We start from the raw sequence: 22,982 nt of genomic DNA, 5'->3' as shown, positions 1-22,982 counted from the left end.
ATGGTTATCGGTAAAACCCGTCCCATCAATATTGAAGACGAGATGAAAAGCTCCTATCTGGATTATGCCATGAGCGTCATCGTCTCCCGAGCCCTGCCTGATGTCAGGGATGGACTCAAACCGGTACACAGACGCATCCTGTATGCCATGAGCGACCTGGGGATGCACTACAACACTCCGTACAAGAAAAGCGCCCGCATCGTCGGTGAAGTTCTGGGTAAGTACCACCCTCACGGCGACAGTTCGGTTTATGACGCCATGGTGCGCATGGCCCAGGATTTTTCCATGCGTTATATGATGGTGGACGGACAGGGTAACTTTGGTTCAATGGATGCTGACCCTCCGGCTGCCATGCGTTACACCGAAGCGCGATTGATGCGTATTACCGGTGAACTGCTGGCGGACATTGATAAGGACACCGTTGATTTCGTCTCCAACTTTGATGATTCCCTGAAAGAACCTTCGGTACTGCCTTCACGCCTGCCTAATCTGCTGATGAACGGCTCAGCCGGAATCGCTGTGGGCATGGCCACCAATATTCCACCGCACAATCTCACGGAATTATGCGACGGAATTATTCATCTTATTGACAATCCCGAGTGCACCCTTGATGACCTGATGGAATACGTTAAAGGCCCGGACTTCCCGACTGCCGGACTCATCCTGGGTCAGGACGGTATCCGCAGCGCCTACGCCACCGGGCACGGCAAAGTAGTTATCCGTGCCCGAGCCCATGTCGCGGATGCCCAGGACAGCGGCAGCCGCCGCCAGATAATCATCACTGAACTTCCCTACCAGGTAAATAAGGCAGAATTGGTCAAGCGCATCGCCCTGCTATCGCGCGAACGCAAGGTTAACGGCATCGCCGAAGTAAGGGATGAAACCGACCGACAGGGACTGCGGGTAGTAATCGACCTGAAACGCGACGGAGAACCGCAGCAGATACTGAACAACCTTTACAAGCATACCAATTTACAGACCAGCTTCTTTATCAATATGCTCGCCCTGGTCAACAACCGCCCGGTAGTACTCAATCTCAAGGAAGCCCTAAGGCACTATATTGAATTCCGGCAGGAAGTCATTACCCGCCGCTCCAAATTTGAACTAAAAGCCGCCCGGGCACGGGCGCATATCCTTGAAGGTCTCAAGATAGCCCTGGATAACATTGACGCCATAATTAATCTCATACGCCGCGCCGAAAGCGCTGATGCCGCACGGCGTGAGTTGATGAGCCGCTTCCAGCTGTCGCAACTCCAGGCCCAGGCTATTCTCGACTTGCAGCTGCGTCGTTTGGCCAACCTGGAGCGCCAGAAGATACTGGATGAATACACCGAGGTACTCAAACAGATTTCCTACCTGGAAGACCTGCTGGCCAATAAGCATAAAATACTGTCGGTGATAAAATCCGATATCACCGATATTAAAAACCGGTACGGAGATGCCCGGCGTACCGAAATCCAGGCTCAGGGAGTCATTGATTTCCGGATGGAAGACCTGATTCCGCATCAAAGTATGGTGGTAACGCTGACAGAACGCGGCTTCATCAAGCGCGTACCCACCGAAGTCTACCGGCTGCAGCACCGGGCCGGCCGCGGCAAGAGCATCATCAAGACCCGCGAAGAAGATTCGGTACGCTTCATTATGGTAGCTGATACTCATGACAGTGTACTTCTGTTTACCAACCGCGGCAAAATATTCTCTATCCGCTGTCACGAAATACCCTGCGATATGCTGCGCACCGCCAAGGGCATGGCCATCATCAACCTGGTGCCGGTAGCGGAAAACGAGCGGATTACCTCCATGATCGCTGTTTCCGAGTTTAGCGAAAACAAGTCCTTGATCATGGGAACCGCCGGCGGGGAGATCAAACGCACCCAGGTATCGGCTTTCGCCGCGGTTCGTTCAAGCGGACTGATCGCCATGGACCTGCCCAAAAACGATGAACTTATCGGAGCCGTACAGGCCAACGCTGATGAAAATATCCTGATGATTACCCAAAACGGGCAATCTATCCATTTCCCGGTGGAAAACCTGAGAATTTCACAGCGTGCTTCCGGGGGTGTCCGCGGCATAACACTGGAACCTGGTGACCGGGTAGTCGGCCTGGACGTAGCCAGGCCGGGATATTGCGTATTGGTAATTACCTCAGGCGGCTACGGTAAGCTGACACCGGTCGAGGAATACCCCCTGCAGCATAGAGCTGGCTCAGGTGTTCTAACCTTCCGTGTCGTAGAAAAGACCGGCAAACTGGTGGCCGGAAAGGTTGTCGACCGCGAACACCAGGTGATGGTTGCCACCGCTGACGGCGTGGTAATGAGAACACCGGTCGGAGCGGAAGACGCGGAAAAGGGCATCATAGTCATGGGCCGAAGCACCCAGGGAGTCATCGTAATCCGCCCGGATGAGAACGATCGTGTAGTCACTTTTGCAAGTTTGGTGGAATAGGGCTTCTCCTGGCCTTTTATTAACGTCGGACCTGGATATTTACCGAGGTTAATGGCTGACATAAGTTCTATATCTTGACAACGGCAAAGGTGGTGGGGTAAAGTGTTAAAGAACAATTGTTCAGATAGGGGGACATCATGCCTAGAACAGCCCGCAAGACTCTTTCCGACCGACAGCTCAAAATGCTGGATTTTATCCGGGATTATTTTAATGACTTCGGTATTCCGCCCAGTATTCGTGACATTGTTACCGGGTGCGGTATCAGTTCCACCTCGGTTGCTGACTATAACTTAAAACATTTGGAAAGGGCCGGCTATATCCGGCGGCATCACGATGTATCCCGGGGTATTGAACTGCTTGGGTCCGAAGGCCGCACTCGCCAGCTAGTGCCGATGCTGGGTAAAATAGCCGCCGGCCGGCCGATTCCGGTACCGGACATTGACACCTGGAAACCGGAACTGGCATCTGAAAACGTGGATGTACCGGAGAGCATGATCGGCCACCGCAAGAATCTGTTTGCCCTGAAAGTGAGGGGCAATTCCATGATTGACGCCCTGGTTAACGACGGTGATATTGTCATTATGCAGGCAGCCAGTGAAGTGGAAAACGGTCAGATGGCAGCAGTATGGTTGAAATCAGAAAAAGAGGCGACTCTGAAACGTGTCTTCAAACAGGACGACGGCAAGATCCGGCTGCAGCCGGCCAATGTACTGATGACTCCAATGTATGAAAATGCTAAAAACGTAGTCATCCAGGGACGAGTCATCGGTGTAATTCGCAAACTTGCCTGATTAACTGTCAGACATAACCCGTAACGAAAAGTGAAACTAACCCTAATTGTAATAGAGGTAACCGCTACATGCCCACTGATCAGTTCAAGGAAATAGGCAAAGCTCTTTTCACCCGCGGCCTGGTATCTTCCCACAGCGGCAACCTGTCATTGCGCCTGGATAACAATCGGATGGCCATTACCCGCCGCGGATCCCAATTGGGTGCTTTAAAGGACGGGGATATCATCATTACCGGTATCAACAATGATGACGACCAGACTACGCAGGCCTCAGTGGAATTGCCGGTGCACCGTGCCATTCTGCAGCAGACTGGTGCTGCCGCAATCGTGCACGCTCACCCTCCGCACGCCATCGCCCTGTCGATGACCGAACCGGAAATAGTCTCGGAACAAGCTGAACTATATGAACTAGGTAAGATATCGGTGCTGGGCTGGAACCAGAACGTTAAACCGGGTTGTATGTCCGATGATATAGCCGATACACTCAAGGCACAGAAAATTGCCCTTATTTACGGCCACGGAACCTTCGCTATCGGCAAGGACTTGGAAGAGGCTTATAAATACACCGCCGGGCTTGAAGAGGCATGCCAGGTATTGTGGCTGGTAAAAACCTTGCGCAAGGGAAAATAATGACGTCATCCTTCGGCTTACTGTACTAAATATCAGGTCGAAAAAATCCGCCAAAGTCGGCATTTATCTTCTCGGCCTTATCTCATCAGGCCCCAGACCCCCCAGCCCACGCCGCCGATAGTCAGCCAATGCGTCAGGGAAATACTTCACCAGGATAACTCCCGTCAGCGCCGCCGCCAGCCAGGCTGCCTCGGATAAATCTGTCACCATCCAGGTAATGAAAGGCAGCAGGAGCAGACTGAGAGCGTTGCCCAGGACCAGATTACGGGTAAGCAGCCACACGCCCAGGATTACAGCCATCATCGCCATGATAACCACAGGATATCCATATACCAGGGAAGCCGCCGTTACTGTTCCGACCGCCGCGGCCATACCCTTGCCGCCCCGGAACTTAAGCCAGACCATCCAGTTATGCCCAGCCACCGCAGCAATACCGGCACCAAGAACGAACCCCGTCTCCACGTTAAGGATATAGTGCGCGGTAAGCACCGCAGCCGCCCCTTTGACAATGTCAATGGCGGCCACTGTCAAACCGGCTTTCCAACCGAGACGCCGCAGGGTATTAAGACCGCCGATATTTCCATCGCCCAGGGCACCGCGGCTGCCGGTGACTTTTCGAGCAACGAGATAGGCGGTAGGGATGCTACCCCAGAGATAACCCAGCGCCAAAGCCAGTATTTCCATATCAGCGCCTCCGGCAGGAGCTATTTCAGATAACCGAATTCTAGTTCCATACCGCCGGACTGTCCAGTTCCGGGTTGGCAGAATCTAAGTTCACAGGTTACTCAAGTACCAGTGCTGTCTTTCATCGTGGTAAGTCAAAGCTAATCGCATACGGGCAGGCCAAGCCACTCAAGTTCCTGATAGAATTTAAGGGTTTACTTAAAAACCGGTGTACACCATTCAGAATACTTGGTCAGATTCCCTTTGATAGCATTGAAGTAGAGATCCTTAAGTTTAGCGGTAACAGGCCCGACACCGCCGTTGCCCAGCGGGTGACGGTCAATCTCACAAACCGGTGTCAGGTGCGCTGCCGTTCCGGTGAGGAAACATTCGTCGGAAACGTAAAGTTCGTAACGGTCGACCGGACGCTCAATCACTTCCAGCCCCAGTTCCTGTCTGGCCAGGGTAATAACCGTATCACGGGTGATGCCGTTGAGGATATTGTTGTAGGTGGCCGGGGTTACCAGTTTGCCCTTCTGAATAAGAAAAATATTCTCGCCGCTACCCTCAGCCACGTGGCCGTCTGGAGTCAGCATTATGCCTTCGTCGAAGCCGTTTTCTATGGCTTCAGTCTTGGTCAGCGCATTATTGATATAAAGTCCTGTTGCTTTCACTGAAGGCGGGAACACATTATCATCCGGACGCCGCCAGGTAGATACTGAACAGCGGCAGGCATCGGTATCCAGGTAGCGCCCCCAGGGCATAGCAAAAACCAGGAAATCAGCGTCCAGGTCATGCAGCCGGACACCCAGCGCCTGGCTGGACTTATAGGCCAGCGGACGGATATAAGTGTCTTCCTTGAAACCGCATTTTTTTGTTACCTCAACGGTTATACGGCTCAATTCTTCAGCGGTCTGGGGGATTCCCAGTCGCAGCACCTTAGCGCCGTTCTTCAGCCTTTCCATGTGCTCCTGCAGGCGGAATATATAGAGCTGACCATGCTCTTCATTCCAATTGCCCCGGATTCCCTCAAAGAGCGCTGTGCCGTAATGCAGGGCATGAGTCATGACGCTGATTTTGGCATCCTCAAGGGGTATTATCTCTCCCTGGAAATAGCAATATGACGGCATGGCAACGCTCCTTTATTTGATGCTGTGGCTAAGGATTATAGCCCGTATAGAGAAAATTGCCAAATTCTACCCCACCCAGGTGCTAACTTCTTAAGGCAGATATCGTTTCAATAAGCGAAACAAAAAATTAAGTAAAGAGGTAGTGGCAGTGACAAACAAATTTCTGGCAAATCTTTTAGTCCCGGTTTTACTGTTAATTTCCTTGACCGCAGTTGCCTGCTCCACGCCCGCCAGCGGCGCTCAGGATGACTTCAGTGAGAGTGATGCGCGGCAAAAGGCAGAGCTGTTTGTGAAAAATAGTCAAACCTTTACCTATGATGGTATCAACCAGACCCTGGAATTAACAGAGACCCTTTACCCTGATATCGAAAACACCTGGCAATTTGTATTCCAGTTTGAAAGCCGCCATGCCGGGTATGGAGATCGTGATGGACAGATACTCCTTCAGGTAATAACCCCGCATGAAGTTATCATAACCGTCCAGGACGGAGAAATCATCTCAGCCCTAATGGACGGTGCGTGGGACATGACTAACCAGGAGATGCAGGGAGAATAAAGCTTTTCCCATTCTAGGAATACCTACAGGTAGTCGAATAGTATTCGGACCGGATAACTATAACCCGGTCCGAATTGCTTTACCCATTTTGTTTCTGGATAGAGAAAAGGTCTATACCTTTTTTGACGCCCACTGCTCAGCCAGGTCACCGGCTACCGGCAGCTTGTAATGTTCCCCCTGGTAAGCTTTAATCATCAGTATCAGCCACAGAATAAAGGCTACAATACCGATGAAAGCATTGATAACCCAGCCGATGAAGGGAATAAAACCCAGTATCCAGGTGACAATGCTGAGGCCGCCGAAAACTATAATGGATTGAGCGGCGTGAAAACGAACGAACTGGCTTTTACTCTCAATCAAATACAGGATGAGACCGCTGACCCAGACAGCCAGGTAGCATAAAAGGCCAGCCACATTGCTCTTCAATCCGGTAGAACTGTCTTCCATCTCCAACCTCCAACTTCAATTAAATATAGAATATACTTGCCCCAAGCCGTGGTCAAGCATAAAAACAAATTCGTTTTTTTGGAAGGTTCCCGGCATCAGACGGTCGGTTTGGCTTTAACGTTCTCACCCAGGCGGGTTACACCGGTAACCCCCTTTATACCTTCCAGCTTGGAAATAAGACGGGCTAACTGCGACAGGCTGCGGGTTTCAATAGCCAATACAATAGTGGTAACCCGGTCCGGACTTTCAGTTACATTCATACTGTTGATATTGATCTTTTCATCCGCGATGAGGGTGGAAACATCCCTTACCAGGCCGACACGGTCCCAGGACACTACCTGCAGCCGTACCGGATAGAGTTTTTCGTTGGAACCCCAGGCCACCCGAATCAAGCGCTCCGGTTCATCCTCCCTGACTACATTGTGGCAGTCAGCCCGATGAATGGTTACACCCTGGGCACGAGTGACAAAACCCACTATCTCATCACCCGGCAGCGGCTGGCAGCAACCAGCCATCTTGGTCAGGATGTCTCCCATCCCCATAACCGAAATACCGGTATCAACCACTTTCTCATGAGGAGCGGTTTTATCAGAATTGTCTTGAGAAACGCTGGTTGTGGGTTCAGTTGGCGCTAATTGCGATAGAGCCACGGAATGAGCCGACAATCCACCATAACCGATAGCGGCCAGAAAATCATCAGCATTATCATGATTAAAGCTCGCGGCCAGCGTCTTGAAATCCGGGATCTTAAGACCCATGTGACGGAATTCTTTTTCAAGTATTTCCCGGCCTTTCTCAATATTGACCGTCCGTTCCTGTTTTTTGAACCACTGACGTATCTTGGTTATTGCATGTGAAGTCTTGACGTACCCCAGATTTGGATTAAGCCAGTCCCGAGAAGGCCCCTTGTCCTTTCGGGTAGTTACTATTTCCACCACTTCACCGTTACGGAGCTGATAATCCAGGCTCGCCAATTTTCCATTGACCTTGGCGCCAACGCAGCGGTGCCCTAATTCCGTATGTACACGATAGGCGAAATCCAGCGGAGTGGCACCCTTCGGCAGGTCCTTGATTTCACCGCCCGGGGTAAAGACAAACACCTGGTCATTGAAAATGTCAGTTTTAACCGATTCCAGAAATTCTTCAGCACCGGACAGGTCCCGGTGCCAGTCCACCAGTTGTCGCAGCCAGGAGATACGGTCTTCATTATGTTCCGCCGAACGTTCACCGCCCTTATAGCGCCAGTGAGCGGCCACGCCGTACTCGGCCAGCCGGTGCATTTCATAGGTGCGTATCTGGATCTCCAGAGGTGTGCCCTTCAGCGACAAAACAGCCGTATGAAGGGACTGGTAACCGTTAGGCTTAGGGTTTGCGATATAATCATCAAAAGAACCCGGGATAGGATGCCACAGATTATGAACCGTACCCAGCGCCGTGTAACACTCATTGACTGTATTGACCAGCACCCTGATAGCCAAAAGGTCATAGATTTCATCAAAGTGGCGGCCTTGGGCGGCGTATTTTTCAGCCTTCTGGTTCAGCGAGAAAATATGCTTGGCGCGGCCGGTTATTTCCGGATTCAAACCGGCATTTTCAAACTCTGCTTTAAGAATATCTATTATTTTACTGATAAATTCTTCACGCTGAGCGCGCTTGCCAGCCAGCAGCCGGGCCAACGATTTATAGCGCTGGGGATGCAAATAACGGAATGACATATCTTCCAGCTGCCACTTAATTTCCCAGATGCCCAGCCGATGGGCTAAAGGAGCGTAGATTTCCAGGGTTTCCCGGGCAATATCTTTCTGTTTATCCGGTGGCATGGCATCCAGGGTGCGCATATTGTGCAGCCGGTCCGCCAGCTTGATAAAAACGACCCGCAGGTCTTCCGCCATGGCTACCAGCATCTTGCGCAAATTTTCCGCCTGGCGTTCATAAGTTGTATTGCCGGAAAAACGGGTTTCACCGGGAGCGGCCAATGAAAGCTTAGCCAGCTTGGTAACCCCGTCAACCAGCTTGGCAACTTCAGCACCGAAGCGGGACTCTACCTTTTCCAGGGTTATTGCTGAGTCTTCCGGCACGTCGTGCAGCAGCGCCGCGGCAACCGCGGCAGCATCGAGCTGCAATTCCGCTAGTTCCAGGGCTACAGAAAGGGGATGATTTATGAAAGCTTCGCCTGATTTGCGGAACTGTCCTTCATGAGCTGAGGCCGCAAAGTCATAAGCCGCCTTGATCAGGTCTATTTTTTCCGGCGGCAAATAGCGGGCGCAGGCGTCAAAAAGGACGGTGGCTTCCATTTGATTTACCATAAAATGATTACTTCCAGTATAACAAAATAGCCGCCAGCTGTCAGTTATCTGATAGAAATCACGATTTACCAGCGTATTGACGTGAATTAGGCGCAGGATTGACCAATAGGCGCGGCGCCACCGATTTTCAGGCAGCTATTCTGTTCATGACTAATCCGTTCCTGGCGGTAACTCTTCGCCCTCTCCGGTCTTATCAGGCGGTTCTTCTTCTAATTCCTCAGGCGGATGAGTGTCCGGCAGCCGTTCCTGGGGTGAAGCTGAACCTTCTTCCTGCAACGGACTGAAGAGGCGAGGGTCAAGTTCATCCGGGTTATCAGTTTCCGGATGTATCTCCTCAGATTGCACCTGGTTCTCGGTTCCGTTTTCGTTTTCTTCAGACCCAGGCTTTGGTTCTATTTCATCTCTGGAGGTTTCTTTTTCATCATTCATATCAGTCTCCAAAAAGTATATTCAACCATGGCCGGCTGGCCAATACCAGGGTCAGGGATATGACCTGCAGCAAGAAGAACCAGACCGCATAGCGCAGCGAATTGACTTTATTTTTCATCACTACCGCATTCCACTCATAGGAAGAGATAAAATGGGTGGTCAAGCGCCTTTTGGTAAACTGTGATGGCTGTGAACTGTAATAATCCCGCAAAGGGCGAGGCTCGGGGTCACGGAAATAGGGGCGTCTGACCCAGCTGCGCATGGCCAGAATCACCGTCATCACATAAAAAACAATAGGAACAGAGAACATCACCATCGGCAGCGTTTCATGGAAAGTGCCCAAAATGGCTGCTTGAGCGGCCGCTCCCATACCAATGACAACACTTGAAACAAACAGCAGGGTGCCGGATTTGCCGTCCAGGGACTCAATCTGACGCATCTGGACTTCCAAGCGGTCTTTAACTTCATTATAAACTAACTCCAGGCTGGGCAGTTCCTGTTCTGCCCTCTCGGTATCCTGGTGTTTTTCATCAGTTTCGGCAGCATCCATGGCAGACCCTGAGCACCCCTTTCCTGAGGATAATAACACAAAATGACAGGGATTCAGCATACTCTATGGCAGGGTAATTTTCAATGGGTGGCAGGGGGTTAACTCCAAAATAAAACGGGCGCGTTTGCCCGTTTTATAATCCAACTTCTTATAATGACCTGGTCTTGGTATTAACCTCAATAGTCTCGCGAACTAAATGGCCTCTTTTCCAAAACCACTGGTGGTATAACGATTCATGCCTTTATCAATTAACAGAGCTTGAATCCCTCGCTCCTCAAACAGAGACAATGAATCCGTCACTCCCATTACCATAGCCGCCGTAGACATAGCATCGGCGTAAGCTGTATCAGCGGCTATAATAGTGGCTGAGGCAATCTCCCGAGGCGAGTGTCCCTGCCGGGGATCAATGATATGGTGCCAGCTGTAATCAGCGGTGAAAGCGTTTTCGTAGTCACCGGAAGTCGCCAGACAGTCATTTGAAGTCTGCAGAACCTCATAATACCCGGATAGAGCGCGCGGGTGATTTACGGCAACCTTCCAGGGCTGACCATCCTGCCGCATACCCCTCAGCGACATATCACCCCCGGCTTCAACCATAACCCTTGTCAGATTGCGGGCTTTAAGCAGTGCCGCTGCCTGGTCCACCACATAGCCCTTAGCAATACCATCAAGGGTTACTTTCATGCCGGGCAAAGCCAATCGAACATCTCGGTCCTTGATTTCAACACCGCGATAATCAACCAATTCCCTGGCAGCCGCAATGTCACGCTCGGCTGGCGGACCACCTCCCTCAGCGAAGCTGCGGGAATAAAGATTCAACAGGGGGGTCATGGTTACGTCAAAAGCTCCACCGGTCATGCTCGAAAATGCCGTAGCCTTCTGCAGCACCCCGACCAGTTCCGGGGATGCGTTGGCCACAGAACCTGTATTGTTCAGAATGGAGAGTTCGCTTGCCTGATCATGGCGGGAAAGAATCAGCGATAAGCGCTCAATCTCGGCAAAGGCATCCTCGATAGCCGCTTCAGCGCGACTGTTTTCAGTATCAATCAGTTTGATAGTAATAAAAGTGCCGAGAAGCGACCGGGTTTCTTCAAATTCTCGGGCACTACCGGATTCGACTATTTCTTTAACACCCCAGCCGCCAAGAGCTAACACCCCGGCTCCAACGGCGGTGATACGCACAAAATCACGGCGATTCATTTCTCTGTTCATATGGGCTCCCCTAATTCATCAAGCAAATATTTCAGTCATTTTTGATGTGATAACGGCAGCTATCAAAAGAACGCCTACCGCAACCAGCACCGTCAGCACCGCCGCGGAACGTTTCTCTCCGGCTGATACCGCCTCAGCTGCGCGACGGGCCTTTTCATATCCGGCGCCAGGTGTAATGGCATTCCAGTAGCAGCTTTCAATGCAGCGGCCACAAAAAACACATGTATTTACGTCCAATTGATAATCACTCAGTTCATAGGTCAAATCACATTTAAGACATCTTTTGGCGTCAGCTACCGCTCCCGTTTGCGGCAGCAGTTGTTCCGAAGCCACCTGGCTGCCGTCAGCGGCTTTCAGGTATTTGACCGGAACAGGAGAAGGGAATTTGCTTTTGAAATCACGCAGAGGCGTCACAGCTTTGGCTGATTCCGGCGGCGCTAAAGGCTGGTCAATATCACCGGCACCACCCAGATAGCGGTCCACCGCGGCTGCCACCCAACGCGCCGCCGCGATGGACTGGATTACCGAACGCTGCTCATTAACCGCGTCCCCGGCAGCGAATACTCCGGGGCTGACACCCATAGGTTCCTTTTTAAGGTCATCATTATTTATAGTAGAAATGATACTGTCGACGGCAAATACTTCTTCATCCTCAGGCAGCGTGTCATAACAGACTTCATTATCACTGTCATAGCCCAGCGCCCGAATTTTTAAGGCTCCGATGCCTTTGGCATCACCGTTTTCAGTGATAACCCGGTAAAACATGGAGGAAGAATGCACGGTAACGCCTTCAACCAGCGCTTCGTCAACATCCCAGGATTCAGCTTCATCTCCGCCGGTGTGCTCCTGACCGAAAATATGAACCTCGGTCGCTCCGCCGCGGGCGGCGGCCAGGGCAATTTTAAAGGCGGCGGCGCCGCCGCCGAGTACTGCTACTTTCTGACCGAACGCAGGAGTCTGTCCGGCTTCAATCTCCTCAAGTAATGGGGTACCTTTAATAACTCCTTCATGGTCGGAGCCGGGTATCGGCAGCTTGATAGACTTGCCCCATCCCTTAACACCAACAGCCAGAGCCACGGCATCATAGCCTTCTCCCAGGAGTTTTTCGGTCGATTCCACCGACGAATCGGTTTTGATCTCTACACCGAGATTTTCAATAATGCCGATTTCATCAGCTACCACATCTTTGGGCAGTTGATAATCAGGAATACTGGACAGCATTTTACCGCCTTTATCCGGCAATGCTTCAAAAACTGTCACTTTATGACCAAGCAAGTTTAAAAAATAGGCTGTGGAAAGACCGGCAGGGCCGGAGCCTACTACGGCTATCTTCTTGCCGGTTGCCGGGGCTGGATTGAGCTGCTGCTGCCACAAGCCGGTATCATTCGCCGCGGCGAAGCGCTTCAGTGCCCGCAGCTGCAGCGACCCCTCATATTTGCCGCGCTGGCATTCAGACTCGCAGGGACGTTTGCAAACATGACCCAGTACCAGCGGGAAGGGAACTTTTTCCCGCATAACCGCCGCTGCTTCACCAAACTTACCCTCAGCAATGAAACGCGCATAACGTGAACCATCAACACCAGAAGGACAGGCTTGGGAACAAGGAGCTGAACGCATTCGTTTATCCACCAGTTTGGACCGATCAACAGTTATGGCATCGACCGGGCAGATACGGCTGCAGCGGCCGCAGGCAGTGCATTTAGTTTCCGACCAATTGAATTCCTGGTGGCGGCCGAAATCTTTAACACGGCGTCCTATCTTATCTTCCGGAACTACGGTAACTTTATTAGTATCCTTCTTGCTCAAATCAGTTATCCTCCATCACCCGTCAGCTAACGTCCCTGCAACCGCCCGAAAAGGCCGGCAAACCAGGCTCTGATCTTTAACACTATATCCATTGTTGCCCCGACCGGGCACAGATAATGACACCAGAAGTCATGGACAAACATGGCAATACCCAGCATAAAAGCTACCAGGAGCCATGAAAGGACATCACCCTCCAGGCTAAACAGGGTATTCCACGGTTCAAACACCGCCAACTGTGGCTGGCGGAAAATCAGCACCATAATCACGATCAGCCAGAGCAGGAAATATCGGGTATTGCGTAGCATCAGCTGACGCCGGGTGACCGGCCGGACTTTACTGCCGCCGAGGAAATGGGCTCCTTCCTGAACAGCACAGAAAGGACATATCCAGAAACACCAGAAATTTTTCGCGAAAATCAGCGCCAGCCCGATAAGGCCGAAAACCAGCAGGTAAAGATAAAGGTTGGTTACCGGTGAGGGCGCGTATCCGATGGGGAAGACCACAAAGTTAATCAATGACAGCATACCGGAAAGCATAATGCCGAAAACAATAAACCCGAATGCCAGCATGACAAAACGCGGCCAGCGCAATTTGCGCAAGGCCGGAAGCAAACGGAAAGCCAGCACCAGACCTAAACCAACCAGCAGCAGAATTTCCGGGGTACCGAATTTGATCTGTTCTTTAGGCCCGACATACGGCTGACCAAGGTGTTCCGCTAAAAGCAGGCGGGAATTATACACACCCTGGGCTACGCCTGAGGAGGAACGGGTGGCCCCGCTGACACCGTCAATATCCTCCTTAAGAGTGAAGGGAGCGGAAAAATCCTTGCCGATGTACTGGGTGAAATATTCATACTCATGAAGCCTTCCATACCAGGCTTCGGTTTCCTTGTGCTCGGCAGCGATTACATTGAGGATAGTCCCGTCATCGCTCCAGGCCACCTCCACCAGGACCGGGCCGCCGTATCCCTGCCCCTGTCCGGTAGTTATATAACCAATTTGTGAACCATTGGCACTGGCAGAATAGAGGTATTGATTTTCCGAAGGCACACTGCTGATCAGTTCATACTCTGTGGCCTCCGGCATGACCTCTGAGAAATATTGCTCTACGTCAGTACTGAGGTTGAGTTCACCGTAAGTCCAGGCACCCAGTAAACTGACAATGGCGCCGATGACCAGGATTTTTTTTCCGTGAAGTGTCCAGAATTCATTTCGCGCCAATTCAAGCCCTCGCTTCCTTGCCCCGCTCGTAACCACCAGCCACCCTGTAAATTGTAATAACTTTTATTAATTATAGCGGTTAATGTTGGTTAAAAAGAATAGCACTAAGATGGTAAAGCGTCAACCTTATCAGGGTTTCAAAAACTTCAGAGTGATTATTGATTCATTTGCGCTTTAAAAACAAAAAAAAGGGGGGCATATTGGCGCTGCCCCCCCTTTAAAGTAAAGAATTTTACTTGTGAACAAAAGCCATATCTTGGTCATAGATAGGCAGGTCTTTTTCCCACCATTCGTTGGGGTTTTTCAGGCCGTAACCGAATGCCTTGCTCATATCGGTAAAGAAACCGTTGAAGAGCGAAGTAGTACCGGAGATAGCCCGGACCGTATCATGGATGATTGCGTCATCCGATGAATTAAAGACGCAAGCCGCCTGGCAGGCGCGGCAGCGAGGGCACCTCAGCAGCGACAGCCGGAAACCGTCAAAACCGCCGATATAGTTCTGCATCTCATTCTCGTCCTCGAATTCCGAATCCCAGCGGGATTTGCCCAGCGGCATGGCATTATAGGGACAGGCCTCGGCGCAGATGCCGCAGCTCTGGCAGAAAGTGAAGACTCCGGCATCAATAGGCCGGGTCGGCGCCAGGGGCATATCAGTAATGATGCGGTTCATGCCGCGGATCGTGTTGCCGTATTTGTAGGACGTCAGATTCATGCAGGCGCGGGAATGTTCACCGACACCAGCCAGAGCCCCAAAGGGATTTGAAGGCGACAGGCTGCTGGAAGTTCCATCCATGTGCAGGTAACCCAGTCCATGAATGAAGGCATGCATATTGGCCGAAATCTTGTACATACGGTCATAGGAAAGACCGCTGGCATTGGCCCCGGCCGGCTGGGTAAAAGTCAGCTGAGTAGGCTGCAGCGAGGTCCAGACAATGATATTTTTTGCCTTGTTGGGGATGATGTACTCGGTTTCAGTTTCCTCCGGAAAATCAACATCGCGGAAAACATACCGCTTGCCGCCCTGCTGCGAATAAATCAGTTTTTTGGTTTTCTCGGTAAGTTCAACAACACCGAGTTCAGCGCCCCCGAAGAAGCGGAGCGCCGCCGTCAGGGTGCGCAGATTCTCTTCCGGAGTACCCTGCCAGGCGGGATAGGCACCACCGGTGGGCTTGGTGAAATCCGCCGGAGTGTCCATTTCCTGGACTTCCCGGTTCACCGTAACCGAACCGTCAAAGTTGTTGCGGAAAACCCGGGTAAAGGAGCCGGCGGCCGACAAAGCCGCGTCCCGGATATCCTCTTTATAGGAAGGGTAAAGCTCCTGCATGAAGTGCGTATCCCGGCCTTCATCCTTCAATGCCCGTATCTGGGCAACAACAGGGTAGTCCTCGGCGTTACTGGAACGGGTAGCCGATATCAGGCGGTCATCATAGTTGATGCGCTGAATCTGAGACCAGTCAACTTCGTTGGACATCTGCTCATGTTCCAGTTCCTTAACATACCAGGGGTGCTTTGAACCCTCCCTGATAGTTGAAGACAGTTCATCCAGGTCATGGAAAGTCGGCGCGGTAACCGCAGCCACTCCGGCACCGGCCGTGCCGATACCGAGTCCTTTCATAAAATCACGGCGTGATACCGTGCTGTGAAATTTGCTCATGTAATTATCTCCTTTTTATCTTTGAATCAGCGGTCTTCCCCGCCGCCATCCGGTCTCTCCCGGAAGTCAATTGCCATTCAGCCTCCGTTTAATTCATTTGTACTTTAGCAATATATTTACAGTATTTATTGTAAGCACCGTAAATAAAATTGCGCATCGTACAAAAGGACTAGAGGCTCTAAGCATTTGGTATAATTTTAGATATACTCAGGTATATATACAGGGAGCTAAGTCCATAATAACTTTAGTTGTTTATTTGGAGCCGTTAGTATTACTTAAAGTTTAGAAACAACAAACGGATTAAACGGGGGGAATAATACTCTTACTGCAAAAAAGTGGAAACATATAAATAGTTAGTATATAGAAAAAAATTTCGGATAGGTTTATTGGGACATTCGAACAGTCAAACGCTGCTCAACTGGAAACTTCAATCAGTTTAACGATAATAACAACAATAGCCATTACCGCTGCGGTAACAACCAATAAACCTACAAAGATGTTGGCGGCGTGACGCGGCTTACCGGTTTCCTTTTTTTGGACCATAGATCAATAAACCCCCGACGAACCTTAAGGATAATATCCATTACGGCGCCTACCGGGCATAGGTAGTGACACCAGAAATTATAGACAAAAGCGGCACCGGCCAGGGCGAAAAACATCAAAACCCACTGGTCGGTAGTGCCTTTAAAGCTGAAAAGCACATTCCATGGTTCAAAAACAGACACCGACGGATTTTTCAGGGCCAACACCAGGAAAAGGGCTAAGAATAAAAGCACATAACGGGTATTCCGGAATAACTTGAACCATTTTACATCAGGTTGAACCCTGATTCGGAAAACGGCATGAATAAATTCCTGCACAGCCACATAAGGACAAAGCCAGAAGCAATAGTAATTCTTCCCCAGCAACACCCCCAGCCCCAGGACGCTGAAAACGATGATATAGATGATGACAAAGGTTTCCAGGTGTGGCGAATAACCGACCAGCCAGGAGGCAATATTGGTCAGACTGAGCGGTATGGACAGCCAGATGCCTAAGACTATTAGACCGTAGGCCATGGTATAGTTTCGCAGCCAGGTATACCGGCGGATTAGCGGCAGTGACCGTAGCAGCACCACAGATAGAATTCCAACAATAACGGCTATTTCAGGAGCCCCGAATTTGATGGGGTCCCCGGGACCGGTGTAGGGTTGTCCCAGGTAGTCGGCCAAAACATCACGCCCAATGCGTAAACCCACCGCCACTCCGTTGCAAGAAACCGTTGAGCCGCTTACAGCGTCAATATCATCTTCCAGGCGCAAAGGCTGGCTGAAACTGCGTCCGGTATACTGCCCAAAAAAATCCTGTCGCTCAAGAGCTCGCCACCACGGCAGGTCTTCATGGTGCTGGGGAATATTGACCGCGGTGATGGTTCCTTCAAGGGTCCAGTTAACCATAACCGTCATCGGGCCTCCGTAGCCCGGCCCTTCGGAAGCTGTTATATAGCCCAGTTCTTTCCCGGTTTCGTCTCTGGCAAGATAAAGCGTAGCGCCGCCGGCAGTCCGCACCGCCGCAAACTCCGCCGCTTCAGGCATAACATCCGGCAGAAACTGTTCATTACCGGACAGACCCTGGCTCAACTGTCCGTAAAAACCGGCTCCGATTAAGAGTATTACCGCCAGGGCAAAAGTCAGCCTGGAGGCGTGCCTTTTTATAAAGCTACCGGACGGCATAATAGCCTTGGTCGGAGATAATTCTGTCAGCAACAGAAGCTATGCAATTTAAAAAATTCATCATTGAGGCGCTCATTATGACCAGCGCCCGACACAAGGCCGAGCGCTTGAGCTGGATTTCGTTATTATATGCCGGTATTCAGCGGCTTACAAATCACCGGGAGACCACCGCCGGTGTCTTGCGGCGTCCGATGATGCGGGTCAGCCAAATAGAGATTTCATACAGAACTATCAGCGGCGCAGCTACCAGTGATTGGGTTACCGGGTCAAGCGTAGGCGTAATAAAGGCGGAAAGCACAAAAGCCAGAACAATCCATATCTTGCGCTTGGATGCCAGCCACTTGGAAGTAACAATGCCGGCAACGGACAGAGCACCGAGTATAATGGGCATCTCAAAAGCCAGGCCAATGGCCACCAGCAGCCGAAGCACCAGGTCAATATAAGTGCTGATGCGAGGCGCTACATTGACCACATCGCTGCCGAACTCAAACAGGAAGTACATGGTAACCGGCAGCGCCAGGAAATAGGCAAAGGCCACTCCGGCCAGGAACAGGCCGACAATAAAAGGAAAGCCGGTAAAAATAACTTTCTTTTCTTTGGGTGTAAAAGCCGGCATCAAAAAGGCGAAAAACTGGTATAAAATCCAGGGCATGGCCACAATAAAACCGGCGGTCAGGGCTACCCGGAAATAGACACTGATATACTCAAGAACGTCAATGGCCTGGACTTTATCCGCCAGTTCCCCCGCCGGGGTAAGCAGAAGAAGAACCAATTGGTCACCGAAAAACATGGCGATGACAGTACCGGCAACAATACCGAGAATAGAGCGGAGAAAGCGCTGCCGCATCTCGGTGAAATGCTGGGTGATGGGCAAACGTCCTTCTTCGTCGGTCATTTTATCCGATAGATCCTTCCAGTTGCCTGTTATTTTTTACCGCTTCCGCTCAGGAAGTTGTCTAAGTTCTTGCTGCTTGTAGAGCCGGAGGACTTGCCCGTTTTGGCAGCGCTTGATGACTTGGGTGAACTGCTGTCAACAGCCTTGGTGAATTCCTTGGTCATGTCGGAAGTAACCTTGCGGAAACCGCGCAGAAACTCACCAGCTTTTTTGGCAAATTCAGGAATCCGGTTGGGACCGAATATAAGCGTGGCGACAACTAGAATCGTGACGATTTCAAATGTTCCCATCCCGAATAAATTCATCTTGCCACCTGTATCTTAATCAATGATTCAACACTACAAAAATTCAACTTTGGTTCTTTCCGGTCCCGCTGTCTTCTTGAGAGCGCCGGTTTATCTCTTCAGCTATCTCCCCGTCTTCCAGCTTGGATACCACCTCAGGTTTATCAGTGTCATCCCCGCCGACCGCCTGACGCAGCTGCCGCACGCCCTTGCCGAGATTTTTACCCAGCGCCGGAACAAAAGCAGCGCCGGTAATCAACAGTATAATTACTATTATCAGTATTATTTCAACTGGTCCAAGCCTCATAACAACGCCTCGGGAAACACCCCGCAGTTTCAGTCCGACCTGCGGGAAAGTTTTTTCTAGGTTTTTTCAGAAGTATCGGCTTTCGGGGCCTGGGTGTCCGGTTTTTCCTCAACTACCTCGGCTTTGGGCTCTTCAGCCGGCTGCTCCGTCTTGGGCTCTTCTTTCTTTTCTTCCTTTTCTTCATCCTCACCGGATGAAGCCTTTTGGAAAGATTTCAAACCCTTGCCCAGGGCTTCACCCACCTGCGGCAATTTACCGACGCCGAAGATAAGCAGGACAATAACCAGGATGATAACTAGTTCCATTGGTCCCAAACGCATTTCCAACCTCCTGAATTAGGGCAGGTAATTTCTGCTAACTATTGGATAATAATACTCTGCCAACGCCGTCTTTGTCAATTGGTACTAAACATAAAACCAGTAAAAACAGGCATAAATTAGCAAACTATTATTTTGTTTGCTAATTCGCGGAAACCGGGACCGGGGATTTGGACATCTATATTTAGAACACTTGTGTATTAACACCCCGTATGTTATGATAAAAAAGAGCTTTAACATTTAACAGGGATGGTGAAAAACGAATGGAAAAGAATACGGAAAGACAGAAAGCCCTGGAGATAGCTGTCGGTTTGATTGAGAAACAGTTCGGCAAAGGCTCCATAATGAAGTTATCAGATGCCGCTTCCACAGTACCGGTTGAGGTAATTCCTTCCGGTTCTCTGGCTCTGGACCTGGCGCTGGGAGTTGGCGGCTTACCCCGCGGTCGGGTTACCGAGATCTACGGACCGGAAGGCTCCGGTAAAACGACTCTGGCCCAGCATATTATCGCTGAATGCCAGAAGAGGGGTGGCAAGGCTTTCTATATAGATGTAGAGCACGCCTTCGACCCCAAGTACGCCAAGATCTGCGGTATTAATCTTGATGAGCTTTATATCGCCCAACCGGATGCCGGCGAGGAAGCACTGGACATCTGTGAAAAGCTGGTCAGGAGCGGCGGCGCCGACCTGGTAGTGATTGACAGCGTTGCGGCGCTGGTGCCTAAAGCCGAACTCGACGGGGATATGGGGGATTCCCACGTTGGATTGCAGGCCCGCCTGATGAGCCAGGCTTTACGCAAGCTGACAGCAACTATCGGTAATACCGGCACCGCTGTGATATTCATTAATCAGCTGCGCGAAAAGGTGGGCATAATGTTCGGTAATCCGGAGGTTACCCCCGGTGGGAGGGCGCTCAAGTTTTATTCTTCAGTCAGAATAGACCTTCGCCGCATGGAAACGTTGAAAGCCAACAATACCGCCATCGGCAGCCACGTCAAAGCCCGGGTAGTCAAGAACAAAGTAGCACCGCCGTTCCGGGTTGCGGAATTCGACATCATGTTTGACTCCGGTATTTCCCGTGAAGGCAACCTGATTGACCTGGGAGTGGAAAACGAGGTCATCAAAAAATCCGGCTCTTTCTTCTCCTACGGGGAAACCCGGCTGGGGCAGGGACGTGAAGCGGCCCGGAATTTCCTGCGCCAAAACCCGGAGATAACCGAAACCATAGAACAGGCCATTCGGGAAGCAGCCGGGCCCGGTCGGATTGAAGTCGAGGCTGAATAAGCAGTCTCCCTCAAATTTTTGGACTTGTCGGGGAAATATAATCATGCCCAAACGGCAAACAGGCGCCAGGCCGCTTGCCGAAGGCGCCGCAGCAGATATATATAAGGAAACATCAACGCCGGCAACGGATGAACGGCCGGTTAAGGAACAGGATGCCGCCTGTTATCAAGCCGCGGTCAGGCTGTTGTCCCATAGGGCGCGTTCCGAAGCTGAAATGCGACAGCGGCTGAAGCACAAACAGTTTGAGCCAGCCACCATTGAACGCATACTCGGGCGGTTGAAAGAATCGGGGTTGCTGGATGACGAGGCCTTTGCCAGAGCTTGGAGCGACAGCCGGGCTTTCGGCAGCCCCCGCGCTTCCCGTGTCATCAGGCTTGAACTCAGGTCCAAGGGTATTGCCGCGCAGACAGCTGAGGAGGCGATCGTTGGCCTGGATGACGCTGAATCAGCCTACAAGGCAGGGATTTCTCGGGTCGGCCGACTGACCAAGCTGCCGCCGGCTGAAGCCCGGCGTAAACTGGCTGACTTCTTACGCCACCGCGGTTTCAACTGGGAAATAATAGACCAGACTTTAAAGCGGCTGGAATCGGAAAAACTGCTGGATGAAGTTGACACTAATTAAATAACATCTTAGTATTAGCCGGCTACCCCCAAGTACCGGCAGCCAATCAAAATAATAACGGGGGTTTTATATATAATGGGTCTTGATAATGTATTAGCTATCTTTTTTAGTTTTGTCATCGGCGCCATCTTCGGCGGTATGGCAATATTCATCTCCCGGGGCACCATGGTTTCCCGTCAGCTCAAAGTAGCCCAGCGCAAAGCCTCCCACACTATCGCTGAATCACGGATTGAAGCCAGGAATATTACCCAGCAAGCCCGTGAAGAAGCTGAAAAGCTGCGGCATACCGCTGAGTCGGAACTGCGCGAACGACGCTCTGAACTGGCCCAGCAGGAAAATCGGGTTACCCAGAAAGTGGAAACCCTGGAACGCAAACTGGAAAATCTGGACCAGCGTGAACGAGCCCTGCTCAACCGGGAAAAATCCATCGAAGAAGAGTTTGAAAAAGTCGAAACCCTGCGCAGCCAGGAACAGCAGAAACTGGAGGCCGTCGCCGGTCTGACCACCCAGGAAGCCAAAGAGCATCTCCTGGAAATGGTGGAGTCTGAGATGCAGCAGGAAACCTCCCGCCGGATCCGCCAGTGGGAACAGAAAATCAAGGAGGAAGCTGACGAAAAGGCCCGCGATGTTATCATCCAGGCCATTCAGCGCTGCGCTTCTGATATCGTTGCCGAAACCACTGTCAGCGTGGTGGCTATCCCCAGCGACGAAATGAAGGGGAGGCTCATCGGCCGTGAAGGCCGCAACATCCGCGCCCTGGAACAGGCCACTGGAGTTGACCTCATCATTGACGACACTCCGGAAGCGGTTACAGTCAGCAGTTTTGATCCGGTCAGGAGAGAAATTGCCCGCCAGGCTTTATCCAAACTGGTCATTGACGGCCGCATTCACCCGGCGCGTATTGAAGAAGTAGTCACCAAAGCCAGGGAAGAAGTTGACGCCGCCATGCAGACCGCGGGAGAGCAGGCAGCTTATGCCGCCGGAGTACACGGACTCCGTCCGGAATTAATAAAAATGATGGGGCGGCTCAAATACAGAACCAGTTACGGACAAAACGTGCTGCAGCACTGCGTGGAGGTCGCTCAGCTGGCCGGCATGATGGCTACTGAGTTGGGAGTCAATGTGAATATCGCCAAGCGGGCTGGATTCCTGCATGATATCGGCAAAGCCGTTGATCGTGAAGTTGAAGGAACTCATGCCGCTCTCGGAGCTGACCTGGTCAAGCAGTGGGATAAATCCAGTGACGTAGTCCGCGGAGTAGCGGAACACCACCTGGACCTGCCTGAAACTTCCATATGGGGCTTTATCGTTTCCGCCGCCGACGCTATCTCCAGCGCCCGTCCGGGTGCCCGCCGCGAATCACTGGAAAGTTATATCAAACGGCTCAAGGCTCTCGAGGATATTGCCAACAGCTTCGGCGGAGTCGAGCGTTCCTATGCCATTCAGGCCGGCCGGGAGATACGCATTATGGTCAAACCGGAGGAAATAGACGACCTCGGCGCCATGCGTCTGGCCCGTGATATTGTCAAAAAGATTGAAGAGGGCATGGATTACCCGGGCCAGATAAAAGTTACCGTACTGCGGGAAACAAGGGCAACAGACTACGCGCGATAAAATAACTTTCCAACAATAATGATGACCGGGAGCTTTCCAGTATCCCGGTCATCATTAAACACCTGACCGACCTTCACCGATTATCCCCATTTTTGAAACAGGGCTTTTTT

The 22,982-nt window shown here is 51.3% G+C and carries 22 protein-coding genes; 7 read left to right on the top strand and 15 right to left on the bottom strand.

Going from position 1 to position 22,982, the window contains the following annotated elements; genetic code table 11:
- From gyrA to ACZ48S_RS00170, 3 genes are all read left to right on the top strand, one after another.
- A complete protein-coding gene (gyrA, locus tag ACZ48S_RS00180; RefSeq protein WP_464212887.1) occupies nt 1-2,445 on the top strand; it encodes a DNA gyrase subunit A in 2,445 nt (814 codons plus the stop codon).
- 137 nt (nt 2,446-2,582) lie between these two features.
- The gene (gene lexA / locus ACZ48S_RS00175; protein ID WP_464212885.1) at nt 2,583-3,236 is read left to right on the top strand and encodes a transcriptional repressor LexA; all 654 of its coding nucleotides are present in this window, start codon (nt 2,583-2,585) and stop codon (nt 3,234-3,236) included.
- Between the two features lie 68 nt (nt 3,237-3,304).
- Complete coding sequence (locus tag ACZ48S_RS00170; protein WP_464212883.1) at nt 3,305-3,865, top strand: aldolase; 561 nt, start codon at nt 3,305-3,307, stop codon at nt 3,863-3,865.
- A 63-nt stretch (nt 3,866-3,928) separates the two neighbouring features.
- On the opposite strand, the gene ACZ48S_RS00165 is transcribed toward ACZ48S_RS00170, so the two are convergent.
- Both ACZ48S_RS00165 and ACZ48S_RS00160 read right to left on the bottom strand, forming a co-directional pair.
- Nucleotides 3,929-4,549 (bottom strand): glycerol-3-phosphate acyltransferase, encoded by a 621-nt coding sequence (locus ACZ48S_RS00165; protein ID WP_464212881.1) that lies wholly within the window; start codon nt 4,547-4,549, stop codon nt 3,929-3,931.
- A 194-nt stretch (nt 4,550-4,743) separates the two neighbouring features.
- Nucleotides 4,744-5,658 carry a branched-chain amino acid transaminase gene (locus tag ACZ48S_RS00160; protein WP_464212879.1) on the bottom strand — a complete coding sequence of 305 codons (915 nt, stop codon included), beginning with the start codon at nt 5,656-5,658 and terminating at the stop codon, nt 4,744-4,746.
- A 148-nt stretch (nt 5,659-5,806) separates the two neighbouring features.
- On the opposite strand from ACZ48S_RS00160, the gene ACZ48S_RS00155 reads away from it, so the two are divergent.
- Nucleotides 5,807-6,214 (top strand): hypothetical protein, encoded by a 408-nt coding sequence (locus ACZ48S_RS00155; protein ID WP_464212877.1) that lies wholly within the window; start codon nt 5,807-5,809, stop codon nt 6,212-6,214.
- 111 nt (nt 6,215-6,325) lie between these two features.
- Here ACZ48S_RS00155 and ACZ48S_RS00150 read toward each other — a convergent pair whose 3' ends face one another.
- From ACZ48S_RS00150 to tatA, 13 genes are all read right to left on the bottom strand, one after another.
- Nucleotides 6,326-6,661, bottom strand: a complete 336-nt coding sequence (locus ACZ48S_RS00150) for a DUF4870 domain-containing protein (RefSeq protein WP_464212875.1) — start codon at nt 6,659-6,661, stop codon at nt 6,326-6,328.
- 95 nt (nt 6,662-6,756) lie between these two features.
- Nucleotides 6,757-8,955 (bottom strand): RelA/SpoT family protein, encoded by a 2,199-nt coding sequence (locus tag ACZ48S_RS00145; RefSeq protein ID WP_464214600.1) that lies wholly within the window; start codon nt 8,953-8,955, stop codon nt 6,757-6,759.
- 162 nt (nt 8,956-9,117) lie between these two features.
- Nucleotides 9,118-9,396 carry a hypothetical protein gene (locus ACZ48S_RS00140; protein WP_464212873.1) on the bottom strand — a complete coding sequence of 93 codons (279 nt, stop codon included), beginning with the start codon at nt 9,394-9,396 and terminating at the stop codon, nt 9,118-9,120.
- Nucleotide 9,397: 1 nt separating this feature from the next.
- Nucleotides 9,398-9,946, bottom strand: coding sequence for a Pycsar system effector family protein (locus ACZ48S_RS00135; protein WP_464212871.1), 549 nt, complete (start codon nt 9,944-9,946; stop codon nt 9,398-9,400).
- Between the two features lie 192 nt (nt 9,947-10,138).
- Nucleotides 10,139-11,158: an FAD:protein FMN transferase gene (locus ACZ48S_RS00130; protein ID WP_464212869.1), complete on the bottom strand. Its 1,020-nt coding sequence runs from the start codon at nt 11,156-11,158 to the stop codon at nt 10,139-10,141.
- A gap of 18 nt (nt 11,159-11,176) precedes the next feature.
- Nucleotides 11,177-12,964, bottom strand: a complete 1,788-nt coding sequence (locus ACZ48S_RS00125) for an FAD-dependent oxidoreductase (RefSeq protein WP_464212867.1) — start codon at nt 12,962-12,964, stop codon at nt 11,177-11,179.
- A gap of 26 nt (nt 12,965-12,990) precedes the next feature.
- Complete coding sequence (locus ACZ48S_RS00120; protein ID WP_464212865.1) at nt 12,991-14,220, bottom strand: FMN-binding protein; 1,230 nt, start codon at nt 14,218-14,220, stop codon at nt 12,991-12,993.
- Between the two features lie 196 nt (nt 14,221-14,416).
- Nucleotides 14,417-15,838, bottom strand: a complete 1,422-nt coding sequence (locus ACZ48S_RS00115) for a reductive dehalogenase (RefSeq protein ID WP_464212863.1) — start codon at nt 15,836-15,838, stop codon at nt 14,417-14,419.
- 488 nt (nt 15,839-16,326) lie between these two features.
- Complete coding sequence (locus ACZ48S_RS00110) at nt 16,327-17,583, bottom strand: 4Fe-4S binding protein (protein ID WP_464212861.1); 1,257 nt, start codon at nt 17,581-17,583, stop codon at nt 16,327-16,329.
- Nucleotides 17,584-17,704: 121 nt separating this feature from the next.
- Complete coding sequence (gene tatC, locus ACZ48S_RS00105) at nt 17,705-18,445, bottom strand: twin-arginine translocase subunit TatC (protein WP_464212859.1); 741 nt, start codon at nt 18,443-18,445, stop codon at nt 17,705-17,707.
- Nucleotides 18,446-18,474: 29 nt separating this feature from the next.
- The gene (locus ACZ48S_RS00100) at nt 18,475-18,750 is read right to left on the bottom strand and encodes a twin-arginine translocase TatA/TatE family subunit (protein WP_464212857.1); all 276 of its coding nucleotides are present in this window, start codon (nt 18,748-18,750) and stop codon (nt 18,475-18,477) included.
- 43 nt (nt 18,751-18,793) lie between these two features.
- Nucleotides 18,794-19,036, bottom strand: coding sequence for a twin-arginine translocase TatA/TatE family subunit (locus tag ACZ48S_RS00095; RefSeq protein WP_464212855.1), 243 nt, complete (start codon nt 19,034-19,036; stop codon nt 18,794-18,796).
- Between the two features lie 56 nt (nt 19,037-19,092).
- On the bottom strand, nt 19,093-19,356 hold the full coding sequence (tatA, locus tag ACZ48S_RS00090; RefSeq protein WP_464212852.1) for a twin-arginine translocase TatA/TatE family subunit: 264 nt from the start codon (nt 19,354-19,356) through the stop codon (nt 19,093-19,095).
- A gap of 260 nt (nt 19,357-19,616) precedes the next feature.
- Between tatA and recA the strand changes: the two genes are divergently transcribed.
- From recA to rny, 3 genes are all read left to right on the top strand, one after another.
- Nucleotides 19,617-20,636, top strand: coding sequence for a recombinase RecA (gene recA, locus ACZ48S_RS00085; RefSeq protein ID WP_464212850.1), 1,020 nt, complete (start codon nt 19,617-19,619; stop codon nt 20,634-20,636).
- Nucleotides 20,637-20,679: 43 nt separating this feature from the next.
- Nucleotides 20,680-21,258 (top strand): regulatory protein RecX, encoded by a 579-nt coding sequence (locus ACZ48S_RS00080; protein WP_464212848.1) that lies wholly within the window; start codon nt 20,680-20,682, stop codon nt 21,256-21,258.
- Nucleotides 21,259-21,333: 75 nt separating this feature from the next.
- Nucleotides 21,334-22,872 carry a ribonuclease Y gene (gene rny, locus ACZ48S_RS00075; protein WP_464212846.1) on the top strand — a complete coding sequence of 513 codons (1,539 nt, stop codon included), beginning with the start codon at nt 21,334-21,336 and terminating at the stop codon, nt 22,870-22,872.
- Nucleotides 22,873-22,982 lie beyond the last annotated feature (110 nt).

This window comes from Dehalogenimonas sp. NIT-SK1, from assembly GCF_055384165.1.
The sequence above is the reverse complement of the archived record's forward strand: the minus strand, read 5'-3'. Positions and strand labels throughout refer to the sequence as shown.

Coding starts and splice junctions, on each gene's coding strand:
- ACZ48S_RS00135 (WP_464212871.1), bottom strand. CDS start 9,946: ATGGATGCTGCCGAAACTGATGAAAAACACCAGGATACCGAGAGGGCA.
- recA (WP_464212850.1), top strand. CDS start 19,617: ATGGAAAAGAATACGGAAAGACAGAAAGCCCTGGAGATAGCTGTCGGT.
- ACZ48S_RS00095 (WP_464212855.1), bottom strand. CDS start 19,036: ATGAGGCTTGGACCAGTTGAAATAATACTGATAATAGTAATTATACTG.
- ACZ48S_RS00140 (WP_464212873.1), bottom strand. CDS start 9,396: ATGAATGATGAAAAAGAAACCTCCAGAGATGAAATAGAACCAAAGCCT.
- ACZ48S_RS00150 (WP_464212875.1), bottom strand. CDS start 6,661: ATGGAAGACAGTTCTACCGGATTGAAGAGCAATGTGGCTGGCCTTTTA.
- gyrA (WP_464212887.1), top strand. CDS start 1: ATGGTTATCGGTAAAACCCGTCCCATCAATATTGAAGACGAGATGAAA.
- ACZ48S_RS00115 (WP_464212863.1), bottom strand. CDS start 15,838: ATGAGCAAATTTCACAGCACGGTATCACGCCGTGATTTTATGAAAGGA.
- ACZ48S_RS00165 (WP_464212881.1), bottom strand. CDS start 4,549: ATGGAAATACTGGCTTTGGCGCTGGGTTATCTCTGGGGTAGCATCCCT.
- tatC (WP_464212859.1), bottom strand. CDS start 18,445: ATGACCGACGAAGAAGGACGTTTGCCCATCACCCAGCATTTCACCGAG.
- rny (WP_464212846.1), top strand. CDS start 21,334: ATGGGTCTTGATAATGTATTAGCTATCTTTTTTAGTTTTGTCATCGGC.
- ACZ48S_RS00145 (WP_464214600.1), bottom strand. CDS start 8,955: ATGGAAGCCACCGTCCTTTTTGACGCCTGCGCCCGCTATTTGCCGCCG.
- ACZ48S_RS00170 (WP_464212883.1), top strand. CDS start 3,305: ATGCCCACTGATCAGTTCAAGGAAATAGGCAAAGCTCTTTTCACCCGC.
- tatA (WP_464212852.1), bottom strand. CDS start 19,356: ATGCGTTTGGGACCAATGGAACTAGTTATCATCCTGGTTATTGTCCTG.
- ACZ48S_RS00080 (WP_464212848.1), top strand. CDS start 20,680: ATGCCCAAACGGCAAACAGGCGCCAGGCCGCTTGCCGAAGGCGCCGCA.
- lexA (WP_464212885.1), top strand. CDS start 2,583: ATGCCTAGAACAGCCCGCAAGACTCTTTCCGACCGACAGCTCAAAATG.
- ACZ48S_RS00130 (WP_464212869.1), bottom strand. CDS start 11,158: ATGAACAGAGAAATGAATCGCCGTGATTTTGTGCGTATCACCGCCGTT.
- ACZ48S_RS00100 (WP_464212857.1), bottom strand. CDS start 18,750: ATGAATTTATTCGGGATGGGAACATTTGAAATCGTCACGATTCTAGTT.
- ACZ48S_RS00160 (WP_464212879.1), bottom strand. CDS start 5,658: ATGCCGTCATATTGCTATTTCCAGGGAGAGATAATACCCCTTGAGGAT.